Origin of the sequence: Spirochaeta isovalerica (assembly GCF_014207565.1) — a bacterium.
Classification (GTDB): domain Bacteria; phylum Spirochaetota; class Spirochaetia; order DSM-2461; family DSM-2461; genus Spirochaeta_F; species Spirochaeta_F isovalerica.
Genome location: NZ_JACHGJ010000001.1, coordinates 279,703 through 299,828, shown reverse-complemented (window position 1 = coordinate 299,828; position 20,126 = coordinate 279,703). Strand labels below are relative to the sequence as shown.

Genomic DNA, 20,126 nt, shown 5'->3' with positions numbered 1-20,126 from the left:
TATGACAGACCCGAGAATCAAAACTCTTGCGGAAAACCTTGTAAATTACTCTCTGAAATTGAAAAAAGGTGAAAAAATCCTGATAAATGTAAATGGTCCCGATGCGGAACCTCTTGTGAATCAGGTAATCAAGGAAGTTTACAAAGTAGGCGCCCTGCCCTTTGTCAATGTCGAAAATAACAGGCTTCACAGAACCCTTCTCATGGATGCTTCCGAGGAACTTCTTAAGGAAATGGCACGTTTCGACAGATACAGAATGAAAGATATGGATGCCTTTCTCGGCATTGGTTCCGTTGAAAACAGTACGGAAACAAGTGATGTCCCCGGAGATAAGATGGGCCTCTATATGGATAAATATTACAGGCCTGTCCATTTTGAGGAACGAATTACTAATACGCGATGGACTGTTATGCGTTTCCCTACCAACTCTATGGCCCAGCAGGCTAACACCAGCCTGGAGGCTTTTGAGGATTTTTATTTCAAAGTTTGTAACCTGGATTATGCAAAAATGTCCAGAGCCATGGACGGGCTTTCTGCTTTGATGGACAGAACGGACAAAGTGAGAATTACCGGAGTCGGTACTGATCTGACTTTTTCAATTAAAGATATCCCTTCTGTAAAATGCGACGGAGACCGGAATATCCCTGACGGAGAAGTATACACGGCACCTGTTCGAAACTCGGTAAATGGAGTTCTGACCTACAATACGCCGGCAATCTATCAGGGTTTTACATATGAAAACATCGTACTCACTTTTAAAGACGGCAAGATAATTAAAGCGGAAGGGAATGATACGGAACGGATTAACAAAGTATTCGATGCCGACGAAGGGGCGCGTTACATTGGAGAGTTTGCTATCGGAGTGAACCCCTATATCATCAAACCCATGAAAAATACTCTTTTCGATGAAAAAATCATGGGAAGTTTTCACTTTACCCCCGGCAACTGTTACGATGAAGCACCGAATGGAAACAGTTCTTCCATTCACTGGGACCTTGTATGCATTCAGACAGAAGAATACGGAGGGGGGGAAATCTGGTTTGACGATGTCCTTATCAGGAAAAACGGCAGATTCGTTATTCCCGAACTGGAAGCGCTCAATCCGGAAAACCTCAAATAAGAAAAAGAGATGAGTGAAAGGATAATAAAAAAGAATCTCCTGTCCAGATTCTCCGCTTATTTACTTATTCTCCCTTTTATCCCTGCGCTGAGGCCGCTTTTAAACAGCCACAGCACAGGTGAACTCATCATTTTTATCCTTGGTTTCTTTCTTTCTCTTTCCCTGGTAATTTTCAGCAACACAAGACCCTATCTGAAGATTACAGATGACAATCTTTTTGTTTATCTGCTCTATAAATACAAACCGGAGATACATGAGTTCGGTTCTATAAGGGAAATCCGGATTCTCTCACCGCGCAAGATGGTTATTGATACAAAAGGCTTTGAACCTTTGGATATCCGTTTGAGGAAAAAAGAGATTTCCAGCCTCTGCGATCTTCTGGAAGCAAAAGGGATTGAAATCAATAAAGTTTATCGTAACTTGTGATTCCCAGGGATTCGCAAATTCTGATCGTCGATCTCGAACGATTCAATGTATAGAGATGTATGCCGTCCACATCGTTATCAATCAGATCGCGGATCTGTTCCGTCGCCCATTGAACTCCGACCCTTCTGACGAACTCATCTTCTGCGCGGCCGGCAGCTTTTAATAGAGGTGCCGGGAAACGGGCTCCCGCTGCAAGCTCGGCCATTCTGTTCATACCGGAGCGTGATGTGATCGGCATGATTCCGGCAATTACGGGAACATTGATACCGGCGAGATGGCAACGTTCTTTAAAATCATAAAAATCCCGGTTATCAAAAAACATCTGCGTTACGATGTAGTCGGCACCGGCATCGATTTTCTCTTTAAGATATTCAATTTCTTTCAGCCTGTTCGGCATCTGTGGATGACCTTCAGGAAAACCTGCAACACCTATTCCCGTTCCGGGACTGATATCTTTTATAAATGAGATAAGATCGGCTGCGTGATCAAAACCATTCCCATCTTTATTATATTCAGATACACCTCTGGGAAGATCTCCCCTGAGTGCCAGAATATTAAATATTCCCTGGCTGTTATACCTTTCGATGATCTTTTTTACTTCATCCCGTGTTGAATTCACACAAGTCAAATGAGCTACGATGCATAAATCCGTTTCATTGTGAAGTTTAGTCACAAGATCATGGGTCTTATCTCTCGTTGATCCGCCGGCGCCGTAAGTCACACTGACATATGAAGGCTTGAGAGGCATAAGTTTGGATATTGATTCAAAGAGTTCGTCCCATCCGGACTCGTTCTTTGGAGGGAAGAACTCAAAACTGACAGTTAATTTCTGTTTATCCAATATATCTTTAACAAGCATAATATCTCCTCAAAGGCCGACTGCCAGGTTAAGCAAATACAGAAGACTTGCCAAATACAACCGGAATACGATTCAATTTAACATGGAAATTCCGATCAATCAGATAGAGTTCCACTATTCCCTCTATAATCAACTGAATGGCTGTCTTTTTTCAACAGGTTCTTATGAAAAAGAACACCTTTTAAATAAAAAAAACCGGAACTGACAATAACATTGCACAGTTCCGGAAAATCATAAAAAAGGAGAAATTATTTCCCCATAATTACCTGAACAGAATGTATCTTTCCATCGCCTGCATAGGGTATGAGATTTCCGTCAACCTTTCTGCCGTCAAGAATGAGGCTGAAAACGCCGCGGTTTAGTGATTCGGGATTATCTATGGTGATTTCATAGGTATCCCCGCGGAAAGATCGCTTTATTTTATACCCCTTCCATCCTGTTGGTATACATGGATCGATTAATAATCCATTATATTCCGGTCTGACTCCTAAAATATATTGGGTTACGGCATAGTAATTCCAGGCTGCTGTACCAGTCAGCCAGGAGTTTTTGCCCTCACCCGGCTTATAAGCATCTTTACCGGCGATCATCTGACAATAAACATAGGGCTCCATTTTGTGTAATTCAGAAATATCCTCCAGATAAGCCGGAGCGATTTTACTGTAATATTCAAAGGCTCTGTCACCTCTACCGATTTTGGTTTCCCCGATCATCACCCAAGGATTATTGTGGCAGAATATACCGGCATTTTCCTTATAGCCGGGAGGATAGGTGGAGATTTCGCCGTATTCGATGTAGTACTTCGTAAAAGCGGGATTGTTGAGCACGATACCGTATGGACTGTCGAGTCTTTCCTTTACAGAATCCAGCGCTTTTTCGCAGAGGCCTTCATCTTTCCCTATTTCGGCCATTGTACAGAACCCCTGGGATTCTATAAAGATTTTTCCCTCTTCATTCTCATCGCTGCCCACTTTCTTTCCATAATAATCATAAGCCCTTAAGAACCACTCTCCGTCCCATCCGTCTTTCTTTACAGCTTCCTCCATGGCGTCTATATGCCTCTGCGCTTCCGCTGCTTCTTCATCTTTGCCAAGCACTTTACAAAGCTCCACAAAGTCTTTTCCATAGAGAACGAACAGACCGGCAATCATCAGAGATTCAGCCGTTTTTCCCATTTTATTATTCGTTGTCTGAAAAGATTCGTTGGGATCTTCCGAGAAACAATTAAGATTGAGGCAATCATTCCAGTCAGCTCTCCCGATGAGAGGCAATCCATGAGGCCCCAGATTATTCACGACATGGTAAAAAGACGCTTTCAGATGATCGAAATGGGGCTTCGCTTTAGACTCATCATTATCAAATGGAACCATTTCATCGAGGATTGTAAAATCACCGGTTTCCTTTATGTATGAGACTGTCGAAAGTATAAGCCACAACGGGTCGTCGTTGAAATTGCCGCCGATAGCATCATTCCCCCGTTTAGTAAGCGGCTGATACTGGTGATAAGCGGACCCGTCCTCGAACTGCGTGGCAGCTATATCGAGAATTCTCTCCCTGGCCCTTTCGGGCACCTGGTGGACAAAACCGATCAAGTCCTGATTTGAATCGCGGAATCCCATTCCTCTTCCGATTCCCGTTTCAAAAAAAGAAGCGCTTCTGGACATATTAAAAGTGACCATACACTGATACTGGTTCCAGATATTGACCATGCGGTTAAGGTTTTCATCGTGACTTTCCACCAGATAGGAAGAGAGAAGACTGTCCCATGAAGCCTTAAGATCGTCAAAAGCCGCATCGACTTTTTCAGCAGTATCGTAAAGAGAGATCATATCCCTGGCTGGTTTTTTATTGATAACACCCTTTGATTCCCATTTGTTCTCTTTGTCGACTTCGACATATCCGAGCATGAAGACAACTGACTGCTCTTCACCGGGTTGAAGTTCCATTTCAATGAAGTGGGAAGCGACAGGAGACCATCCGTGGGCAATTGAGTCGGAAGATTCCCCATTCAGGACGTTCCGGGGGTTATTAAAACCATTATACAATCCAATGAAACTGTCTCTGTCCGTATCAAAACCGTTTATGGGTCTATTAACTGAATAAAAAGCATAATGGTCTCTTCTTTCCTTGTATTCAGTCTTATGATATATGACTGAATCTTCGACTTCGACTTCTCCGGTTGAATAATTCCTTTGAAGATTATTCATATCATCTTCCGCATTCCAGAGACACCACTCGAGAAATGAGAAAAGCTTGACCTTCTTCACCTTTTTACTTTTATTCCGCAAGGTCACCTTCTGAATTTCACCGTGAAATCCACCGGGAATGAAAAAAAGCGTTTCGGCTTCAAGATCATTAACACTTCCGGTAATTTTGGTATAACTCATACCGTGACGGCATTCGTAGGAATCCAGTTGCCTCTGAACCGGTTTCCACCCCGGCGACCAGATATCTCCCCCATCATTGATATAAAAATAACGTCCGCCGGTATCCACAGGAACATTATTATAGCGATAGCGGGTCAATCTTCTGAATTTGGCATCCTTGTAAAACGTATAACCGCCCGAAGTGTTTGAAATCAATCCGAAATAGTCTTCATTTCCCAGGTAGTTGATCCATGGGTATGGGGTCTGTGGATCTGTAATGACATACTCACGATTGTCATCGTCAAAATAACCGTATTTCATCGGTTCCTCCCGATTTTCTTTATCTTATATCTGCAATAATTACGCAGTTGGTAGATTTTGTCAACCAACTTAATTGATTATCACTCACCATCCTTCAATTGGTCAAGAGAAAAGTCTTTTCTTTTACTATATTGGTTTTTTAACAGCACTGTGTTAAGGTTTCCTACGTGAAATCTCCCATAAACGATTTGAGCCTGAACAGCAGAAAAGTTCTCAGAACCATCTGGAAACACGATGGAATCAGCAGAAAAAAGATTGCCGGAATACTGGATCTCGATAAATCGACGATTACAAAGATAACAAATAAACTGCTTAAAGAACATATTATAGAAACAACAGAAATGGGAGATCCCGGTCCTCTGGGGGGCAGAAGACCCATCGGTTTATCGATAATCGGAAATACTGGAACATTTCTGGGAGTAGATTTCAGAACTGACGAATGCTTCATCCTGGCCTTGGACCTGAAAGGCCGAATCCAAACGGAATACAGCGGGAAATACACAGCCGGTAATTTCCAGAGCGCGACAGAAGCCATGATCAGCCTTATCAAAAGAATAGAACAAGAGCAACCTGTTATCGGAATCGGCATAGGCTTACCGGGTATAGTCAACCACAGAAAAGGGATTGTCGAAAAATCATACCCTCTGAACATCGATAAATCTTTGAATCTGGGAGAATATCTGGAAAAACGGACAGGCTTTAAGGTATTGTTAGAAAATGATGCGAATTGCGGTTGCTGGAGCGAATATCTCTCGGAAGAGAACAGCAGCCGAACCAATATGATCTATTTAAAGGGAACTCTGGATCGACAGCGTAAAATCGATCAGGAATTGAGGGGAAGCGGTATCGGGGCAGGCTTACTGATAAACGGAAGAGTTCTCCACGGGAGAGATTTTTCAGCAGGTGAATTCCGCAGCGCATTTGTAAAAAGTAAAGATATGGAACAATTTTACTCAAAGGAAAAGACAGATGTGCTTGAAGAGCTGGCATCCAATATGGCCATGATCATAAATACATTCAATATAAATGAACTTGTCCTGGGCGGGGATTTACCGGATTTGGGTGACGAACTGCTGGATCTGTTTTCCCGTCATGCCGATTTGAACTGGGCCTATGAAGGGCCCGCAAACTGCCGCTATCGATTCTCCAGAATGAAAGACCGCGATGTAGCATACGGCGCTGCCGTCATGTGTCTTGACCGATACTATGCGCTTTAGGATTTATCCTTTCCTTCCTTATTATACCAGTCATATTTACCATACAACTCTTTAGAGCAACTGTCGCAAAGGCCGTGGGAGAAAAGAAGTTCGGTATGTGACTCGATATATTCTTCCACCAGCTGCCAGTATCCGTCTTCGTCCTTAATCTTCCGGCAACGAACGCATATAGGAAGGGTCCCTCTTAGAATTTTCAGCTCTTCTCTCGCTTTCTTCAATCCCAGATGAGTTTTAATTCGGGCCAGAAGTTCAGCATTATTAAAAGGCTTGGAGATATAATCGACAGCTCCGGAGTCAAACCCCTTCACGATACTGTCGGGATCTGTCAGGGCCGTCAGAAACAAAACGGGAACTTCGGCCAGTTTTTCCATCTGTTTGATTATGCGGCACAATTCAAAACCGTCTGTTCCGGGCATCATAATATCGAGAAGAATAAGGTCGGGAACATCTGTACTCAGGAAATCCAGAGCCTCGCCGGCATCAGCCGCCACAGCGATTTCATAGCCTTTCCCGGAGAGAACTGCCCCCAGAACCTGTAAGTTTGAAACATTATCATCAACGATCAGAATGAGCGAACTGCGATTTTCTACCATAATTAAAACATAAAATAAAAGTGTCAGCTTTTCAATAAGATCGGAGCTCTGTTTATTACATATCTTTCTTATGAAGGCGCAAAATGATATTATAGCAGACCATAAAGGTATTGAAATATGACAACTCTTCCGAATATTGATAAAAAACTCTGTACATTCTGCGGACTCTGTGCGACTGATTGCACATCAAGAGCAATAATTAAAAGCAGCATGGAACTGATTGAAAAAAAGTGTATATTATGCGGCCATTGTTATGCCATATGCCCTGCAGGAGCCATAACTGTTCCAGGTTATCCCTCAAAGGAAAGTCTGAACCGGAATGATGTTCCTAACAGCCTGGAAAAGCTTTTGACCATGAGAAGAAGCATCCGCCACTACAAAAATCAGTCAGTGCCCAGAGACCTTCTGGATAGAATCATCGACACTGTGATTCACTCGCCCACCGGGACGAATTCAAGAAAAACCGGGATAACGATTCTCGATGACAGAAAAAAAATCGTAGAGTTATCCGATATCATCATGACGCATTTCAGAACATTAACAAAAATCCTTTTAAATCCCGCAACTTATCCCATCCTCCTGTTATTTCTGGGAAAAGAAAAAACCCGAAAGATATTTGCATACAAACGCCTTATTCCCAAGTATTTTTCGGGCAAGGACATCCTGACTCACGATGCGCCTGTTCTGATGCTTTTCCACAGCAGCAAAAAAGCTTCTACGCCTGAACAGGATGCTTTGATCTGGGCCACTTCAGCGATGTTGCTCGCCGAATCACACGGTCTGGGAACCTGTTTCAACGGCTTTCTTGTCCTGGGCCTGAGAAGCTGCGCCAAAGCGCGGAAGTACATCGGACTCCCCCGGGGGAGACAGATTTATGAAACTTTTACAGCCGGCTTCCCTCTATACCGATACAAACGACCCGTTCCGAGAGAAAGAGAGTATATAACCTACATCTGATACGCTCTCATTGAATCACGGCCAATATTCTCTATGTGTATGGTATATGCAGGAAGCGAAGGATCCTTTAAACCATGAAGCAAAAACACATTTCGGAATAGATTATATTTTCCCTTTTCAGAGATTAGTCATAGCCAATATTCTTCGATCGGCTGGAGTCAAAGGATTTGAAGTCGATGATGATTATCATGAAGAACTGTCTCCGAGACAAATTGTGCTTCTCCCAACCGGTTCAGGAAAAAGTCTCTGTTTCATGCTGCCGGCGTTTCTTCTGGACGGGATAACACTTGTTGTCTTTCCCCTTCTCTCCCTCATGTCAGATCAGCTGAGACGAGCAAATGAAGCCGGCCTGGATGCCGTAATACTCAGAGGAGGTCAATCTCCCGATGACAGGAAAAGCATTTTCCGGAAATGCCGTGTAGGAAACATTAAAATGATTCTTACAAATCCGGAAACTCTGCAAAACAGAGATGTGCTGGATGTCCTCCGGGAGATGATGATAAGCCATCTTGTAATAGATGAAGCTCATACCGTGTCGGAATGGGGAGACTCGTTCAGACCGGCATATCTTGAAACGGGAAAAATCTTAAATGAAATCGATGTTCCCATCGTCACAGCCTTTACCGCGACAGCCTCTCCCCATATCCTGAACAGAATAAAAAGTGTGCTCTTCCCCAACGATACTCCCAATGTCATATACGGGAATCCCGACCGCAGCAACATCTCCTACAGTGTGATAAAAAGCGCGAGCCCGAATCAGACTCTTTTGCGAAAAATCAAGGAACTGGACAAACCTGCCATTGTTTTTACATCATCCCGAACATCCACAGAGCTTACAGCCAGAATGCTTAGAAGGGAACTTGTCAGTAAAAATGTTTTTTTCTACCATGCCGGGTTAGAAAAACCTGAGAAAGAGAAAATTGAATCCTGGTTTTTTCATTCCGATGACGGAATACTGGTTTCGACCACAGCTTACGGAATGGGTGTGGATAAAAGCAATATTCGGACTGTCATTCACCTGGAACCTCCCCCTACCGTGGAATCCTATCTACAGGAATCAGGCCGGGCCGGTCGGGACAGAGATCACGCCGAAGCTTTGCTGATATACAACAGCCGGACAAAAGAGCGATTAAATAAAATTCTAGATGAACATTCTGCTGAAAGATTTAAATCGATGCTCCATTACGGTGAAAATGAATCCAGCTGCAGGAGAGAATATTTACTCAAATTGCTCAACTCTGCTCCTGAAATATGCAGCGGCTGTGATATCTGCCGGGATGCGGTTGAATCGGAAGAGTATGAAGAGCTGGTCATGTCGATAATAACGGCCAACAAGAGGAGGTTTACCCGAAAAGAACTTGTCTTCTTTCTTAAGGGTTACAAAACACCCCATATTAAAGAGCGATTATTACATTGTTTATGGGGTTTCGGCATTTTTTACCAATGGAGTACGGAAATGCTGGAAGAACTTGTCGATTCCATGATATACACCGGTGTTCTCCGGCTTCCTCAGAAAGGAATCGGAAAACACCGTATCAGCACAGAAAGATCAAAGATGAATAGCGCCATCATAGGCTTCTTTAGAAGCTTCCATGATAGATTCAGATAAGGATGGATGAACATGTATCATCTCTGCAAGCCTATCCAGAGTTATCCCTTCTTTTTTGGCAAGAAGAAGCTCATGAATCATTTCAGAGGCATTACGGCCTGCGATATGGGCTCCGAGAATATGTCCCTCTTTATCGCTCACTATTTTAACGAGACCTTCCGAATGACCTGTGGCTTTGGCCTTACCGTTTCCGGTAAAAGGGAAACGGCTTACTGTAATCTCTGCATTTTCCTCCTCAGGCTCCTTCATTCCGAATGATGCCGCCTGAGGTTCACAGTAGACAGCGGAGGGGACTTCTGTATCATCAATCCTCTCAACAGTTACTTTCCCGGCTATATGAGCGACAGCGATTTCCGCTTCCATCGAAGCGACATGAGCCAGTTGTGCAGAAGGCAGGATATCTCCGATAGCAAAAATATTCTTTTCTCCGGTTTCGTAATAATCTCCGGTTTCTATAAAACCTCTACTGTTGATTGAAATATCGGTCAGTGACAAATCTATACGGTCCGTATTGGGTTTCCGGCCTATTGCCACAAGTACCTTATCAGCCGAGAGCACCGTCTTCTCTTCATCCGATAAGACAATGTCTACTGCGTCATCTTTTTTCTCCATTCTTTCAGCGCCGGTCCCCTTAATGAACTTGATTCCCTGTTTGGAAAGAGAGGCCTCAATCGCTTCGGAGATCTCTCTGTCCTCAAGGGGGAGAATCCGGGGAAGCAGCTCGACAACTGTCACCTTGACGCCGAATGAATTCATGATGTAAGCGAACTCTATGCCTATGGCGCCGCTTCCGAGAATAGTCAATGTCCGGGGAAGTTCTGTCATGGCAAGCATCCCGGTTGACGACAGAACACGATCCTCATCGGTTTCGAAACCGGGAATGGCTCTGGGAGATGATCCTGTTGCCAGAAGTATATAGGTACCTGTTATGACAGTACCGTCATCAAGGGTCACTTTAGAAGGTTCAATCTTCCGGGCTTCTCCCTGTATGTAATCGACTTTGTTTTTTTCCAGCAGGAAGCTGATGCCTTTAGATAATCGGGTTGATGCCGTCTGTGCTTTTTTTTGCACCTTAGCGTAATTCAGCTCACTTTTATCTGTCCTGATACCCATACTTTTCAGCTCGGAAAGGCTATTGAATATTTCAGCTCTTTCAACCAGAGCCTTCGTCGGTATGCAACCGACATTTAGACAGACCCCTCCGGCTTTATCTTTTTCAATAATACAACTTTTCAGTCCGAGTTGAGATGCTCTGATGGCACCGACATATCCTCCTGGACCGCTGCCGATGATGATGAGATCATATGTTGTGTTATTCATTATTATCCTCCTGAAACCGTTTCAAAATAACACGGTAACAGCAGGTAGTAAAATAAATTAGGAAAGGATTCTTTTTTTATCAAAGCCTGAACATCTGGCTGCATATTTGAAGTTCATATATTTATGAACTTCATCTTCATCGACAAGGCTCAGAGCTGTAGCGATTTCACCGAAACAACGTTTGTCTCCGCAAGCCTGAACAATAAGAACCTGGTGAACCGAGCTTTTCTTCATAGCTCCTTTTCTGACGAGTCCATCTCCGATTTTTTCCTGAATAAGGTCTTCAACTGTCATACGTTTCTCTCTTTAATGGTGACTGATGGACGAGTTTTTACATTATGTTTTTTAAACTGTAATATGGAATATGCCAGAAGTAAATAGTCTGGACAAAGTTTTTAAAATGAATATTCTTTTATTCTATGACTATTAGTATTTTAGGTTCAGGTACGTCTCATGGTGTTCCGGTTGTGGGCTGTACCTGTCCTGTCTGTCTATCCGGTAATGTGAAGAACAAAAGAACCAGAGCTTCTATTGCAGTGCATTATAAGAATACGATCATTCTCATTGATACGGCGACAGAATTCCGTCTGCAGGCTATTCGGGAGGGCTTGACCAAACTGGATGCTATTTTTTTCACACACAGTCATGCGGATCATCTTCACGGACTCGACGATATACGGTCAATAAGCAGAGAAAAAGCTATTCCCATGTACGGATCAAAAGCCGATTTGGAAGAGATTACCAACCGCTTTCCCTACATTTTTTATAACACGGTACAGAAAGGCGGAGGAAAACCTCAGGTCATCCCGCACAGATTAACAGGAACTGGTGTTAAAGTGGGCTCAATTGAAGTAAAACCTATACCGGTAAAGCATGGTAAGCTTGATATATACGGATACCGATTCAATAAGAGAGCCGCTTATATAACAGACTGCAGTGAGATTCCGGAAGAAAGCTTTCCACTTTTGCAAAACCTGGATGTTCTTATCATTGGAGCTCTCAGATATAGAAGTCATCCTACTCATTTCAATATTGAACAGGCATTGCAGGTTATAAAAAAAATAAGCCCCGGAAGGGCTTATCTCACTCATATCTGTCATGATTTAGATCATGATCAGCTTGAAGATGAATTACCGGGGGGTGTGTTTCCCGCCTATGACGGATTGAAGATTGACCTTCATCCCCCGGTTTAAACTGCTTAAGCTTTGTCTACTTTACCGGCTTTAAGACAGCTGGTACATACTTTTACAGTCTTTTTGTTACCACCGAACAAAGCGGAAACTTTAACGATATTGGGTTTAAAAGTTCTTTTACTTTTCACACCAATGTGCTGTCCAGCTCCACCTTTTTTCTTGGGAAGACCCTTTCTGGGTACACTGTGTCCGGCAACAGTTCCTTTTCCACAAATTTCACATTTTCGAGACATATGTATCCTACCTTGCAATAATTACTAAACAAGTAGCTGAAAAATATCAGATATACACAATAGTGTAAAGACAGATTCTGAAACATTCAGCCCATTTGCTATTTATACTATTTTTTCCTTTTAAGGACAAGGTCTCCCGCTTTAATACCGGTCAGAGAAAAGGCTGTATCTTCTACTAATTGAGCACTTTTTGTAAAAGTATCTCCATAATTTGCCAGAAGAGAGCGCATTTCTCCGACAAGATGGGGCTTTATACCTAACATCCAATTAATTTTGCCTCTGAAATACGAGTCGGCCTGCTCTGTTTTCTGCTGCATGAGATAAGCCTGAAACTCATTAATCAAAAGATATTCATCGGAAACATTATATCCGTACATATCCAGGAAAGAACGCCAGAAATTCCGCTCTTCATCAGATAGGGAATTCCAGATTTCAGTTACCGATGCAACGAATTCATCGGAGGAAAAGAAAACCCCGTGATAGCATTCGTGGGTTAGAAAAAGGTATCTCAGCCTATCGCTTGATTCCCTGGAAATTGAAAGGATCCCTCCTCCTGATGGTCGAAGACGTCCCGAGGTCTCCTTAAGGACACCATTGGATATGAGAATTTCCCGCAGTTCCATTTCCCGGGCATTAAGCGCAAAATCAGATTTTGCAGCCTGATTAAAAAAGCGGGCGAGATCGGCGGCTTTGTAGTCATGGGCATTCCATCCGTGAAGGGGCGCCAGCTCTTCGTCGGAGAGAAGTTCCCCCGCGGAGATTTTCTTTTCCGTGAAAAAGGCGAGCCTTTTAAAGAACAGAGACTGCACTTTATAGTCCGCGGTATCGATGATCAGCATACCGGGGAAATCATTCCAGTCATATATCTCATGGCCTTTCTGCCTCCAGAGAGAGGGATCTCTGTACAGCACGTTCTCAAGGTCGGAAGGAAGTGCTGTTTCAGCCGGAAATTCCAGTGATCTTTGGACTTTCGTCAAGACAGCATTATTGGAACGAACAGAAATTTCCGATGGAGACATATCCCCTGCATCTTTATAGAACCAGTAGGGGTTCATCCCTTTCCTGGTTCTGATTCCGAAGACGTCTTCCCTCTCTTCATAATCGAGAGTCAATTCGACATTCTCTGAGGTTTCCGTTTGTTCTGAATCGAAATTGAGGTAAAAAGGATAATCGGCTGATTCGGTAGGAATGGTGAGCGCATCCCCCTTAAATAGAATTGTCAGAATCGAAGATTCGGGCAATGTTGCCTCTGCAGAGAACGAGACAAATTGTATAGGGGAATCACTTGATTCAAGAGAAAAATCCCGCAGGACTGTATCTGATTCTATAAAAAAAACAAAGCGAACAGGTTCCTCTGCGGCGGGAAGGTTATAAACCTCTTCTCCCAGCCGGAAGATGGCCGGAGATCTGTTTTCGCCGTCAAAATACAGATAAGACCCTCCGCGGAGCTTCACCGGTTCGGAAAAGACAAATTTCCTATCGGAACCGGTTTGTGAATACGAACCGGGGAATTCAAGAGTTTTCGTTCCTATATTAAATTGATTATAATAATTCAGCTCCAGAGCCGGCAACTGCGCTGCCGAGAGGAAAAGCACTCCGGCAAGCCATGCTCTTATAAACCGATAATTCCTTTTGCAAGTAATTCTGCCACCTCCCTGTTTCTCTCAGTGGTAAAGTTGTCATCAATTCTGAGAAGTACATCGAAGTTTGCCATAAAACCGGCGGGAAGTACAGGAAGCTGACCTATAAGTTCACGGAATCTTTTAGCTGATGGTTCGAATTTTCTATTGACCGCAAAAAGCGTACAGCATGCCGAATCCAGAAATCCCGCTATGGAAATCTTATAGAACAGATTGTCTTTCTGAAAAACAGCAGCTCCGATATCACTCAGATAATGCTCCATTCTGCTTTGCGAAACCTCGCGGAAAATTTCCCAGAAACGGTCAGGCATCTTTTCCAGTTTCTGTCTGATATCTCCCAGCCAGCCGGTTCTTTCGAATAGTAAAATTCCCTCTTCGATCCTGTGGAAAATGTATGTACCCCTTTCCTTGTAAAGTGCGTCGGGATTTTCTAGATCGCTTATCAGTTTTTCAATCCTCTCCAGGTTTTTATATTCTATCCTGACGGGAAAATCATCCATCATAAACCGGTCTTTCTGGGTTACAGTTGAAGATTCAAAATATAAGGAATCGGAAAAAAGTTTTTCTCTCTCGATTCTGGAAAGTATCGCATCTCCGCGGTAATACACATCAAGCGTAATGGAAAAGTACGGATCGTAAAAATCAATCGTCGCGGCATCTGTGCATGTAATGACTTCCACATTGCTCCACGAGGATAATCTTTTTACAAGTTCGTCTGTAACCCCTTTTACCTTGTATTTCATATGCTGCCCCTTTTACAAACTATCATCATCGTATATTTTCTTTATAATACTCTTAATCGGCGGAAAATTGAATGATATTTTTTCTGACAACACTTATTCCTTCATCGAATATAGAAAGCGATATCAGAAAATTCAAGACTCATCTCTACCGGCAGGGAATACTCATTCCTTTACCATTGACCATTATCACAGTTTCCCTGACTAAGGAATTACCCCGACGTCCGGAAAGAAAGAGAATTGCAAAGGAATATCCATCGCTGTTGACTCCCGGGTCTTTCAAAACTGAAGATAAAGCCCTGAAAATGGATTTCTGTGAAGAACTTCCCTTTCATTCAGACTTCGATATCCCGTTCATTTCTTATTTTTCCCCGGGAGCATGGCTTCTGGGTGAGCTCGCAGAAGATGAATCGGATAATTCTGTTAAATCAGATTTTGCAGTAAAGCATTTTCCGCCATTTTCAAAATACAGCCTCGCAGCTTATAGAATCAGAGCCGCTTCAACAAAGGACTGGTGGAAAAGCATGGACTGGGAGAAGATGTGGGAAGTAAAAAAAGGTTCAGACCGGATAGAAGGCAATTAGTTTAAACAAACTTTGTTCTTTAGTTGTGCATAAATCATTTATCTGATATTTTTTAGATACTATGAAAAAAAGCGAACAACTTACTACAAGTCTTGAAGACTACCTGGAAGCAATTCTTTTTCTTGAAGAAAAAAACAGAGTCGCACGAGTTAAGGATATAGCTGAATTTCTATCCGTTCAGATGCCTTCTGTAACAGGAGCCCAGAAAAACCTCAGAAGCAAAGGATTAGTCGAGTACGAACGAAATTCTTTCATCAATTTATCCAGAGAAGGCCTGAAAATTGCCAGATCTATCAGAAAAAAGCACGACATCCTTAAGAATTTTTTGAAATCTGTTCTTCTTCTAGATGACGATCAATCGGAAGAGGAAGCCTGTAAAATCGAACATGCCATCAGTCAGAACACTGCTTTGAGAATCAAAAACCTCACAGATTATGTCCTGAAAGGTCTGGATACCGGAGAGCTTTCCGGGCAATCGTGGCAGGATATTATTTCGGAGTAGTCATTTGCAACAGTTTTTTTCTCAAATACAGAACCTGAATCCGGTCGCAACCGGATATTTCAGACTTGATTTTCATTGGCCGATTGATGAAGTCCCCCGTGCCGGGCAGTTTCTGACCATCAGGGTTGGCGATGTTTCTTCTCCCCTGCTTCGCAGACCTTTCGCCCTTTCCGCCTTCGACAGCAGCAGCCGTACCGCATCGATCATTTTTCAGAAAATCGGCAAGGCAACTGAACTTTTAAGTGAAATGAATCCGGGAGATCCTATCGATATCCTCGGACCTCTCGGTAACAGTTTTTCTCAAAAAGTAACGGCCATGGATGCCGGGAAAAAAAATCACATCGTCGTGGCAGGCGGTATCGGAACCGGACCCATGTTATATCTTGCCGACGAATTGAAGAGAGAGAAGAAAGATCCTTTGTTGATAATTGGATGCAGATCGGAACATCTTGTTCCGTACCCGGCACTGGATAATTCAATCAGAACAATTATATGTACCGATGACGGTTCAGCCGGATTCAAAGGAAATGTTGTGGATTATATGAAAAGCAATCCCGATCCTGATAGCGGCACTGTCATTTATTCCTGCGGTCCGAAACCGATGCTTATGGGTTGTCAAAACTATGCGGAAGAAACCGGGAAAAGTTCCTATGTTTCTCTTGAAGAAGTGATGGCCTGCGGTGTGGGAGCCTGTATGGGCTGTACCTGCGAAACCACAGATGAAAAAAAATACGCGAGAGTCTGTAAGGACGGCCCCGTATTCTCCGGTGGAGAGATAAAATGGACCTGACAGTAAAAATAGGATCAATTATGATGTCCAACCCGGTTGGAACAGCATCGGGAACTTTCGGATTCGGAGAGGAATACGGGGAACTTATAGATCTCTCCAGACTGGGAGCTATTTACACGAAAGCCCTGACACCGGAAGCGAGACCGGGAAACGCCGTCCCCAGACTGGTTGAAACACCATCGGGTATTCTCAACTCCATAGGCCTGGCTAATCCCGGCGTAGAGAGATTTCTGACAGAAAAAGTTCCTTTTCTCGACACATTGAACACGACAGTCATACTCAATGTGAGCGGTTCAACTGAAGATGACTATAGAACTGTTCTTGAAAAAACCGGAAACCTGTCCTGTATCGACGGCTATGAGATTAATATATCCTGCCCCAATGTCAAACACGGCGGACTGGCTTTCGGGACCGATCCTGTTCAAGTGGAAACTCTGACAGCTTCTTTGAGAAAAATGACCCAGAAGCCTCTTATCGTCAAACTGACACCTAATGTAACGGATATCTCTGTCATTGCAAAAGCCGCCGAAGCCGGAGGGGCTGATGCCGTATCCTGTATAAATACGGTCAGGGGAATGGTTATAGATACGAGAAAACGAAGATCCGTTATACCCGCCGGCATTGCCGGGTTATCCGGTCCCGCTGTTAGGCCTGTGGGCGTCGCCGCAACTTACACGGTTTCCCGATCCGTTTCCATACCGGTAATAGGACTGGGAGGAATCATGTGTGCCGATGATGCGATTCAATACCTTCTGGCCGGTGCCTCCGCCGTTCAGGTCGGAACGGGTTTATTTGTCGATCCCCGGCTTCCTCTGAAGGTCGCGGAAGGAATCGAAGATTATATGTCAGAAAACGGAATGGAGAAAATCGAAGATTTTCACGGTTTTCTATGAGGAATTTTATATATCTATTGACCGGATATAGGTTAATAGATATACTCAGTTTTCGTTGACGGAATGTGGCCCAGTGGCTAGGGCACCTGGTTTGGGACCAGGGGATCGCAGGTTCGAATCCTGCCATTCCGAACTACAGCACGCGTCCTTAGCTCAGCTGGATAGAGCATCGGCCTTCTAAGCCGAGGGTCAGAGGTTCGAATCCTCTAGGACGTATAATTACGAGACTCCTAAAGGGAGTCTTTTTTTATACCCCCTTTTTCACAGGGATGGTTCGTTACCAGAACTTACTCCAGAGGGAGAGCCGGATTTAAAACAGCTCTCCCTGCCCCGCTCTCAGTTTTTCTTTTATTCTCATAACAATCCGGTCAAGATCTTCCGGTCGATTCAGAATATCATGTTCCTCAATGTCCAGCGTAAGCACTTCGCTTTCCCTGTACTTACTGATCCATTTCTCATAGAGAATATTCAGGTTATGGAGATAATCTTCAGAAATTGATGATTCGAAATCTCTGTTTCTGATAGCAATTCGGGTTTGAAGCGCCGGAACGGAAGCTTTCAGATAAACAATCAGATCAGGAGGATTCAGGAGATTGATGGCTATGGAGTACATCTTCCAATATGTCTGGAAATCTCTTTCATTCATATACCCGTTTATATAAAGATTACGGGCAAAGATTTCAGCGTCTTCGTAAATCGACCTGTCCTGTACAACGTTACCTTTGAAATCCTGTAGTTCTTTATGCATGGACATTCTATCGCTGAGAAAAAACAGCTGGGAATGAAAGGCCCATTTATGCATATCCTTATAAAAATCCTTAAGGTAGGGGTTTTCCGAAACCGGTTCATAATAGGGCTGCCAATTAATAGATTCTGTCAGTTTTTCAACCAGTGTTGATTTACCCGCACCGATATTACCGGCAATGACAATATATTTGCTCATGAGTCAGATTCTAAAGGAAAAAAAGAAGATGTAAAAGTATTGACCGAAAAAATGGAAATCTATATACTCAGTTTTCGTTGACGGAATGTGGCCCAGTGGCTAGGGCACCTGGTTTGGGACCAGGGGATCGCAGGTTCGAATCCTGCCATTCCGAACCATACAGCATGCGTCCTTAGCTCAGCTGGATAGAGCATCGGCCTTCTAAGCCGAGGGTCAGAGGTTCGAATCCTCTAGGACGTATAAATACAAGACTCCTTCGGGGAGTCTTTTTTTTTCACTCGAAACAAAAAAGACCTTCCATCATCTATAATCGATTATATGAAAAAGCTTTTGATTATCTTTGCCTACAGTCTCTTACTGGCAACTCCCTTGGCTCTGTACTCTGACGATCTTGAGGATTTTAAAAATAAGGTGGAACAGGAAGAGGAAAAAAATAACGAAAACAGTGAAGACCGGGACAATAGCGGTAACAGCAAAGAAAAAGAACATCCCTTTCTCCGGTTTCTCTGGGATATCACTTTCTATTTATGGTTTATTCACAACGATTCCGTCTATTACGCGCCCTACCCTTATGAACTTTCATCCTACAGAGAAGGCACCAGTTTCATTGCCATTGACAATGGTACAGAAGAAGAAGTGAAAGCTTTAAACAAGACCAGAAAAAACTATCATTTCGCCATATACGGCGGTGGGACATTTAATGAAGCATTCTCCACTTTCGGAGCCATGACACGCATAACAGGAAAGTTTGTCAATCATATGGGACCAGAAATCGAATACAGATTTATGGCTGATGATTCAGGTTATCTCCACTTTCTCACCACGGGCATAAATCTGGCGTTCTTTCAGACCGATTATCTTGCGATGGATTTCTATCTGGAAGGAGCTTTTTTTATGGGTATCCTTCAACGTACAGGAATATCCCTCGGTTCGGCAATTTACACATATCCTGTTAAACCCCTTTCTTTTGAAATCAGAGGGGGTGCTGTTCTTTTCCCTTCCATAACTTTCGGCGAATTGAATATAAAGGCCGGGCTTCATATGGATAGATATGAGATCTTTGCAGATTTTCATACCCTTCAATCCCAAACCAGCGCTCTTTATTCATTCGGCTTCGGCGTCGGCGTCCATTTTTGATAGAATGTATGTTCAACAAGAATTCTGATTTTTTCCCCGTAATCCAGGACTTCGCGGCTGTAACGGGAAATTTCTTTAAGCCGTTCGTAATATTCCGGATATTCTTTCCTGGTAACTCTTCCTCTGAGTAACAGGTAATTTAAAATCATCAGAGTATTAAAATAAGGGATACTTTTTTTATCGGCTTCCGCAAGGATTTCCAGATCTTCCGACATAAGCGGTATATTTTTCTGTCGGGATACATAGAGAACAGTTTCATCGTTGGTCATGATTTCCTGAGGTTCGGGAACAATATTGACCGGAAGTCCCGGCCATCCCACTTCCTCAAGAATACAGGGACAGGCAAAAAAAGTAATCTCCGCCGCCGCATATCCGAAGATTCCGATTTTAAGCATATAGATGATGCTTGAGGCATCAATAGACAGCTCTTCGATCCCTGATATAAACAGATCGGGCAGTTTTTCCGGTATCTTCATCTATTTCTATTATATAATTTTTTTTTCAATAATGAGAAAAATCGATCTACTGTTGTTCGGTATTTTGGCAGTTCCGGAAAGACTCATCAATATTACAGCTCCAGAGCTCTTTCTTTCGGAATGTCACTTGGGTATAGAAGACTTCTATCGGTTAGCCAGAAGTCCTCCATTGTCGCCAGAAGGGTAATTTTCAACAACCCCTGATCT

The 20,126-nt window shown here is 43.2% G+C and carries 21 protein-coding genes and 4 tRNA genes; 15 read left to right on the top strand and 10 right to left on the bottom strand.

Annotated features, from left to right (window positions below; all coding sequences use genetic code 11):
- Nucleotide 1: 1 nt before the first annotated feature.
- Nucleotides 2-1,120, top strand: coding sequence for an aminopeptidase (locus tag HNR50_RS01220; RefSeq protein WP_184742601.1), 1,119 nt, complete (start codon nucleotides 2-4; stop codon nucleotides 1,118-1,120).
- A gap of 9 nt (nucleotides 1,121-1,129) precedes the next feature.
- Nucleotides 1,130-1,546: a hypothetical protein gene (locus tag HNR50_RS01215; protein WP_184742599.1), complete on the top strand. Its 417-nt coding sequence runs from the start codon at nucleotides 1,130-1,132 to the stop codon at nucleotides 1,544-1,546.
- On the opposite strand, the gene metF is transcribed toward HNR50_RS01215, so the two are convergent.
- Both metF and HNR50_RS01205 read right to left on the bottom strand, forming a co-directional pair.
- On the bottom strand, nucleotides 1,521-2,405 hold the full coding sequence (gene metF / locus HNR50_RS01210; protein WP_184742597.1) for a methylenetetrahydrofolate reductase [NAD(P)H]: 885 nt from the start codon (nucleotides 2,403-2,405) through the stop codon (nucleotides 1,521-1,523). The genes HNR50_RS01215 and metF overlap by 26 nt on opposite strands.
- A 248-nt stretch (nucleotides 2,406-2,653) precedes the next feature.
- Entirely contained in the window at nucleotides 2,654-5,092 is a 2,439-nt protein-coding gene (locus HNR50_RS01205) for a glycoside hydrolase family 94 protein (RefSeq protein WP_184742595.1), read from the bottom strand.
- A gap of 167 nt (nucleotides 5,093-5,259) precedes the next feature.
- Between HNR50_RS01205 and HNR50_RS01200 the strand changes: the two genes are divergently transcribed.
- A complete protein-coding gene (locus HNR50_RS01200) occupies nucleotides 5,260-6,309 on the top strand; it encodes an ROK family protein (protein ID WP_184742593.1) in 1,050 nt (349 codons plus the stop codon).
- Here the strand turns inward: HNR50_RS01200 and HNR50_RS01195 are convergent.
- The gene (locus HNR50_RS01195) at nucleotides 6,306-6,902 is read right to left on the bottom strand and encodes a response regulator (protein ID WP_184742591.1); all 597 of its coding nucleotides are present in this window, start codon (nucleotides 6,900-6,902) and stop codon (nucleotides 6,306-6,308) included. The genes HNR50_RS01200 and HNR50_RS01195 overlap by 4 nt on opposite strands.
- A 210-nt stretch (nucleotides 6,903-7,112) precedes the next feature.
- Here HNR50_RS01195 and HNR50_RS01190 point away from each other — a divergent pair, with 210 nt between their 5' ends.
- Together HNR50_RS01190 and HNR50_RS01185 are read left to right on the top strand one after the other, a co-directional pair.
- Complete coding sequence (locus HNR50_RS01190) at nucleotides 7,113-7,859, top strand: nitroreductase family protein (protein ID WP_184744428.1); 747 nt, start codon at nucleotides 7,113-7,115, stop codon at nucleotides 7,857-7,859.
- A gap of 46 nt (nucleotides 7,860-7,905) precedes the next feature.
- A complete protein-coding gene (locus tag HNR50_RS01185; RefSeq protein ID WP_184742588.1) occupies nucleotides 7,906-9,468 on the top strand; it encodes a RecQ family ATP-dependent DNA helicase in 1,563 nt (520 codons plus the stop codon).
- On the opposite strand, the gene lpdA is transcribed toward HNR50_RS01185, so the two are convergent.
- Both lpdA and HNR50_RS01175 read right to left on the bottom strand, forming a co-directional pair.
- Nucleotides 9,409-10,788 carry a dihydrolipoyl dehydrogenase gene (lpdA, locus tag HNR50_RS01180; protein ID WP_184742587.1) on the bottom strand — a complete coding sequence of 460 codons (1,380 nt, stop codon included), beginning with the start codon at nucleotides 10,786-10,788 and terminating at the stop codon, nucleotides 9,409-9,411. The genes HNR50_RS01185 and lpdA overlap by 60 nt on opposite strands.
- Nucleotides 10,789-10,845: 57 nt before the next feature.
- A complete protein-coding gene (locus HNR50_RS01175; protein ID WP_184742585.1) occupies nucleotides 10,846-11,082 on the bottom strand; it encodes a hypothetical protein in 237 nt (78 codons plus the stop codon).
- A 125-nt stretch (nucleotides 11,083-11,207) separates the two neighbouring features.
- Between HNR50_RS01175 and HNR50_RS01170 the strand changes: the two genes are divergently transcribed.
- Nucleotides 11,208-11,981 carry an MBL fold metallo-hydrolase gene (locus HNR50_RS01170; RefSeq protein ID WP_184742583.1) on the top strand — a complete coding sequence of 258 codons (774 nt, stop codon included), beginning with the start codon at nucleotides 11,208-11,210 and terminating at the stop codon, nucleotides 11,979-11,981.
- A gap of 5 nt (nucleotides 11,982-11,986) precedes the next feature.
- Here HNR50_RS01170 and rpmB read toward each other — a convergent pair whose 3' ends face one another.
- From rpmB to HNR50_RS01155, 3 genes are all read right to left on the bottom strand, one after another.
- On the bottom strand, nucleotides 11,987-12,214 hold the full coding sequence (gene rpmB, locus HNR50_RS01165; RefSeq protein ID WP_184742581.1) for a 50S ribosomal protein L28: 228 nt from the start codon (nucleotides 12,212-12,214) through the stop codon (nucleotides 11,987-11,989).
- 107 nt (nucleotides 12,215-12,321) lie between these two features.
- Nucleotides 12,322-13,809, bottom strand: coding sequence for a hypothetical protein (locus HNR50_RS01160; RefSeq protein ID WP_184742579.1), 1,488 nt, complete (start codon nucleotides 13,807-13,809; stop codon nucleotides 12,322-12,324).
- 17 nt (nucleotides 13,810-13,826) lie between these two features.
- Nucleotides 13,827-14,597 carry a DUF4037 domain-containing protein gene (locus tag HNR50_RS01155; protein WP_184742577.1) on the bottom strand — a complete coding sequence of 257 codons (771 nt, stop codon included), beginning with the start codon at nucleotides 14,595-14,597 and terminating at the stop codon, nucleotides 13,827-13,829.
- A gap of 71 nt (nucleotides 14,598-14,668) precedes the next feature.
- On the opposite strand from HNR50_RS01155, the gene HNR50_RS01150 reads away from it, so the two are divergent.
- From HNR50_RS01150 to HNR50_RS01125, 6 genes are all read left to right on the top strand, one after another.
- The gene (locus tag HNR50_RS01150; protein ID WP_184742575.1) at nucleotides 14,669-15,178 is read left to right on the top strand and encodes a hypothetical protein; all 510 of its coding nucleotides are present in this window, start codon (nucleotides 14,669-14,671) and stop codon (nucleotides 15,176-15,178) included.
- Between the two features lie 61 nt (nucleotides 15,179-15,239).
- Nucleotides 15,240-15,680: a metal-dependent transcriptional regulator gene (locus tag HNR50_RS01145; protein WP_184742573.1), complete on the top strand. Its 441-nt coding sequence runs from the start codon at nucleotides 15,240-15,242 to the stop codon at nucleotides 15,678-15,680.
- A 4-nt stretch (nucleotides 15,681-15,684) separates the two neighbouring features.
- Complete coding sequence (locus tag HNR50_RS01140; protein ID WP_184742572.1) at nucleotides 15,685-16,470, top strand: dihydroorotate dehydrogenase electron transfer subunit; 786 nt, start codon at nucleotides 15,685-15,687, stop codon at nucleotides 16,468-16,470.
- Nucleotides 16,461-17,363, top strand: a complete 903-nt coding sequence (locus HNR50_RS01135; RefSeq protein WP_184742570.1) for a dihydroorotate dehydrogenase — start codon at nucleotides 16,461-16,463, stop codon at nucleotides 17,361-17,363. Before HNR50_RS01140 ends, HNR50_RS01135 begins: the two co-directional genes overlap by 10 nt.
- Nucleotides 17,364-17,422: 59 nt before the next feature.
- A tRNA-Pro gene (locus HNR50_RS01130) sits at nucleotides 17,423-17,495 on the top strand.
- A gap of 10 nt (nucleotides 17,496-17,505) precedes the next feature.
- A tRNA-Arg gene (locus tag HNR50_RS01125) sits at nucleotides 17,506-17,579 on the top strand.
- A 94-nt stretch (nucleotides 17,580-17,673) separates the two neighbouring features.
- Here HNR50_RS01125 and HNR50_RS01120 read toward each other — a convergent pair.
- On the bottom strand, nucleotides 17,674-18,306 hold the full coding sequence (locus tag HNR50_RS01120; RefSeq protein ID WP_184742567.1) for a deoxynucleoside kinase: 633 nt from the start codon (nucleotides 18,304-18,306) through the stop codon (nucleotides 17,674-17,676).
- Between the two features lie 81 nt (nucleotides 18,307-18,387).
- Here HNR50_RS01120 and HNR50_RS01115 point away from each other — a divergent pair.
- From HNR50_RS01115 to HNR50_RS01105, 3 genes are all read left to right on the top strand, one after another.
- Nucleotides 18,388-18,460: transfer RNA gene (locus HNR50_RS01115), tRNA-Pro, on the top strand.
- A gap of 12 nt (nucleotides 18,461-18,472) precedes the next feature.
- Nucleotides 18,473-18,546 (top strand) — tRNA-Arg (locus HNR50_RS01110).
- A 78-nt stretch (nucleotides 18,547-18,624) separates the two neighbouring features.
- Complete coding sequence (locus tag HNR50_RS01105) at nucleotides 18,625-19,443, top strand: hypothetical protein (protein ID WP_184742565.1); 819 nt, start codon at nucleotides 18,625-18,627, stop codon at nucleotides 19,441-19,443.
- On the opposite strand, the gene HNR50_RS01100 is transcribed toward HNR50_RS01105, so the two are convergent.
- A complete protein-coding gene (locus HNR50_RS01100) occupies nucleotides 19,407-19,919 on the bottom strand; it encodes a hypothetical protein (RefSeq protein ID WP_184742563.1) in 513 nt (170 codons plus the stop codon). The two genes, HNR50_RS01105 and HNR50_RS01100, sit on opposite strands and share 37 nt — an antisense overlap.
- Nucleotides 19,920-20,126: the final 207 nt, after the last annotated feature.

Excerpts from the sequence above, each read along its gene's own strand:
- HNR50_RS01220 (WP_184742601.1), top strand. The coding sequence starts at position 2 with ATGACAGACCCGAGAATCAAAACTCTTGCGGAAAACCTTGTAAATTAC.
- HNR50_RS01215 (WP_184742599.1), top strand. The coding sequence starts at position 1,130 with ATGAGTGAAAGGATAATAAAAAAGAATCTCCTGTCCAGATTCTCCGCT.
- metF (WP_184742597.1), bottom strand. The coding sequence starts at position 2,405 with ATGCTTGTTAAAGATATATTGGATAAACAGAAATTAACTGTCAGTTTT.
- HNR50_RS01205 (WP_184742595.1), bottom strand. The coding sequence starts at position 5,092 with ATGAAATACGGTTATTTTGACGATGACAATCGTGAGTATGTCATTACA.
- HNR50_RS01195 (WP_184742591.1), bottom strand. The coding sequence starts at position 6,902 with ATGGTAGAAAATCGCAGTTCGCTCATTCTGATCGTTGATGATAATGTT.
- HNR50_RS01190 (WP_184744428.1), top strand. The coding sequence starts at position 7,113 with ATGGAACTGATTGAAAAAAAGTGTATATTATGCGGCCATTGTTATGCC.
- HNR50_RS01185 (WP_184742588.1), top strand. The coding sequence starts at position 7,906 with ATGCAGGAAGCGAAGGATCCTTTAAACCATGAAGCAAAAACACATTTC.
- lpdA (WP_184742587.1), bottom strand. The coding sequence starts at position 10,788 with ATGAATAACACAACATATGATCTCATCATCATCGGCAGCGGTCCAGGA.
- HNR50_RS01175 (WP_184742585.1), bottom strand. The coding sequence starts at position 11,082 with ATGACAGTTGAAGACCTTATTCAGGAAAAAATCGGAGATGGACTCGTC.
- HNR50_RS01170 (WP_184742583.1), top strand. The coding sequence starts at position 11,208 with ATGACTATTAGTATTTTAGGTTCAGGTACGTCTCATGGTGTTCCGGTT.
- rpmB (WP_184742581.1), bottom strand. The coding sequence starts at position 12,214 with ATGTCTCGAAAATGTGAAATTTGTGGAAAAGGAACTGTTGCCGGACAC.
- HNR50_RS01155 (WP_184742577.1), bottom strand. The coding sequence starts at position 14,597 with ATGAAATACAAGGTAAAAGGGGTTACAGACGAACTTGTAAAAAGATTA.
- HNR50_RS01150 (WP_184742575.1), top strand. The coding sequence starts at position 14,669 with ATGATATTTTTTCTGACAACACTTATTCCTTCATCGAATATAGAAAGC.
- HNR50_RS01145 (WP_184742573.1), top strand. The coding sequence starts at position 15,240 with ATGAAAAAAAGCGAACAACTTACTACAAGTCTTGAAGACTACCTGGAA.
- HNR50_RS01135 (WP_184742570.1), top strand. The coding sequence starts at position 16,461 with ATGGACCTGACAGTAAAAATAGGATCAATTATGATGTCCAACCCGGTT.
- HNR50_RS01120 (WP_184742567.1), bottom strand. The coding sequence starts at position 18,306 with ATGAGCAAATATATTGTCATTGCCGGTAATATCGGTGCGGGTAAATCA.
- HNR50_RS01105 (WP_184742565.1), top strand. The coding sequence starts at position 18,625 with ATGAAAAAGCTTTTGATTATCTTTGCCTACAGTCTCTTACTGGCAACT.
- HNR50_RS01100 (WP_184742563.1), bottom strand. The coding sequence starts at position 19,919 with ATGAAGATACCGGAAAAACTGCCCGATCTGTTTATATCAGGGATCGAA.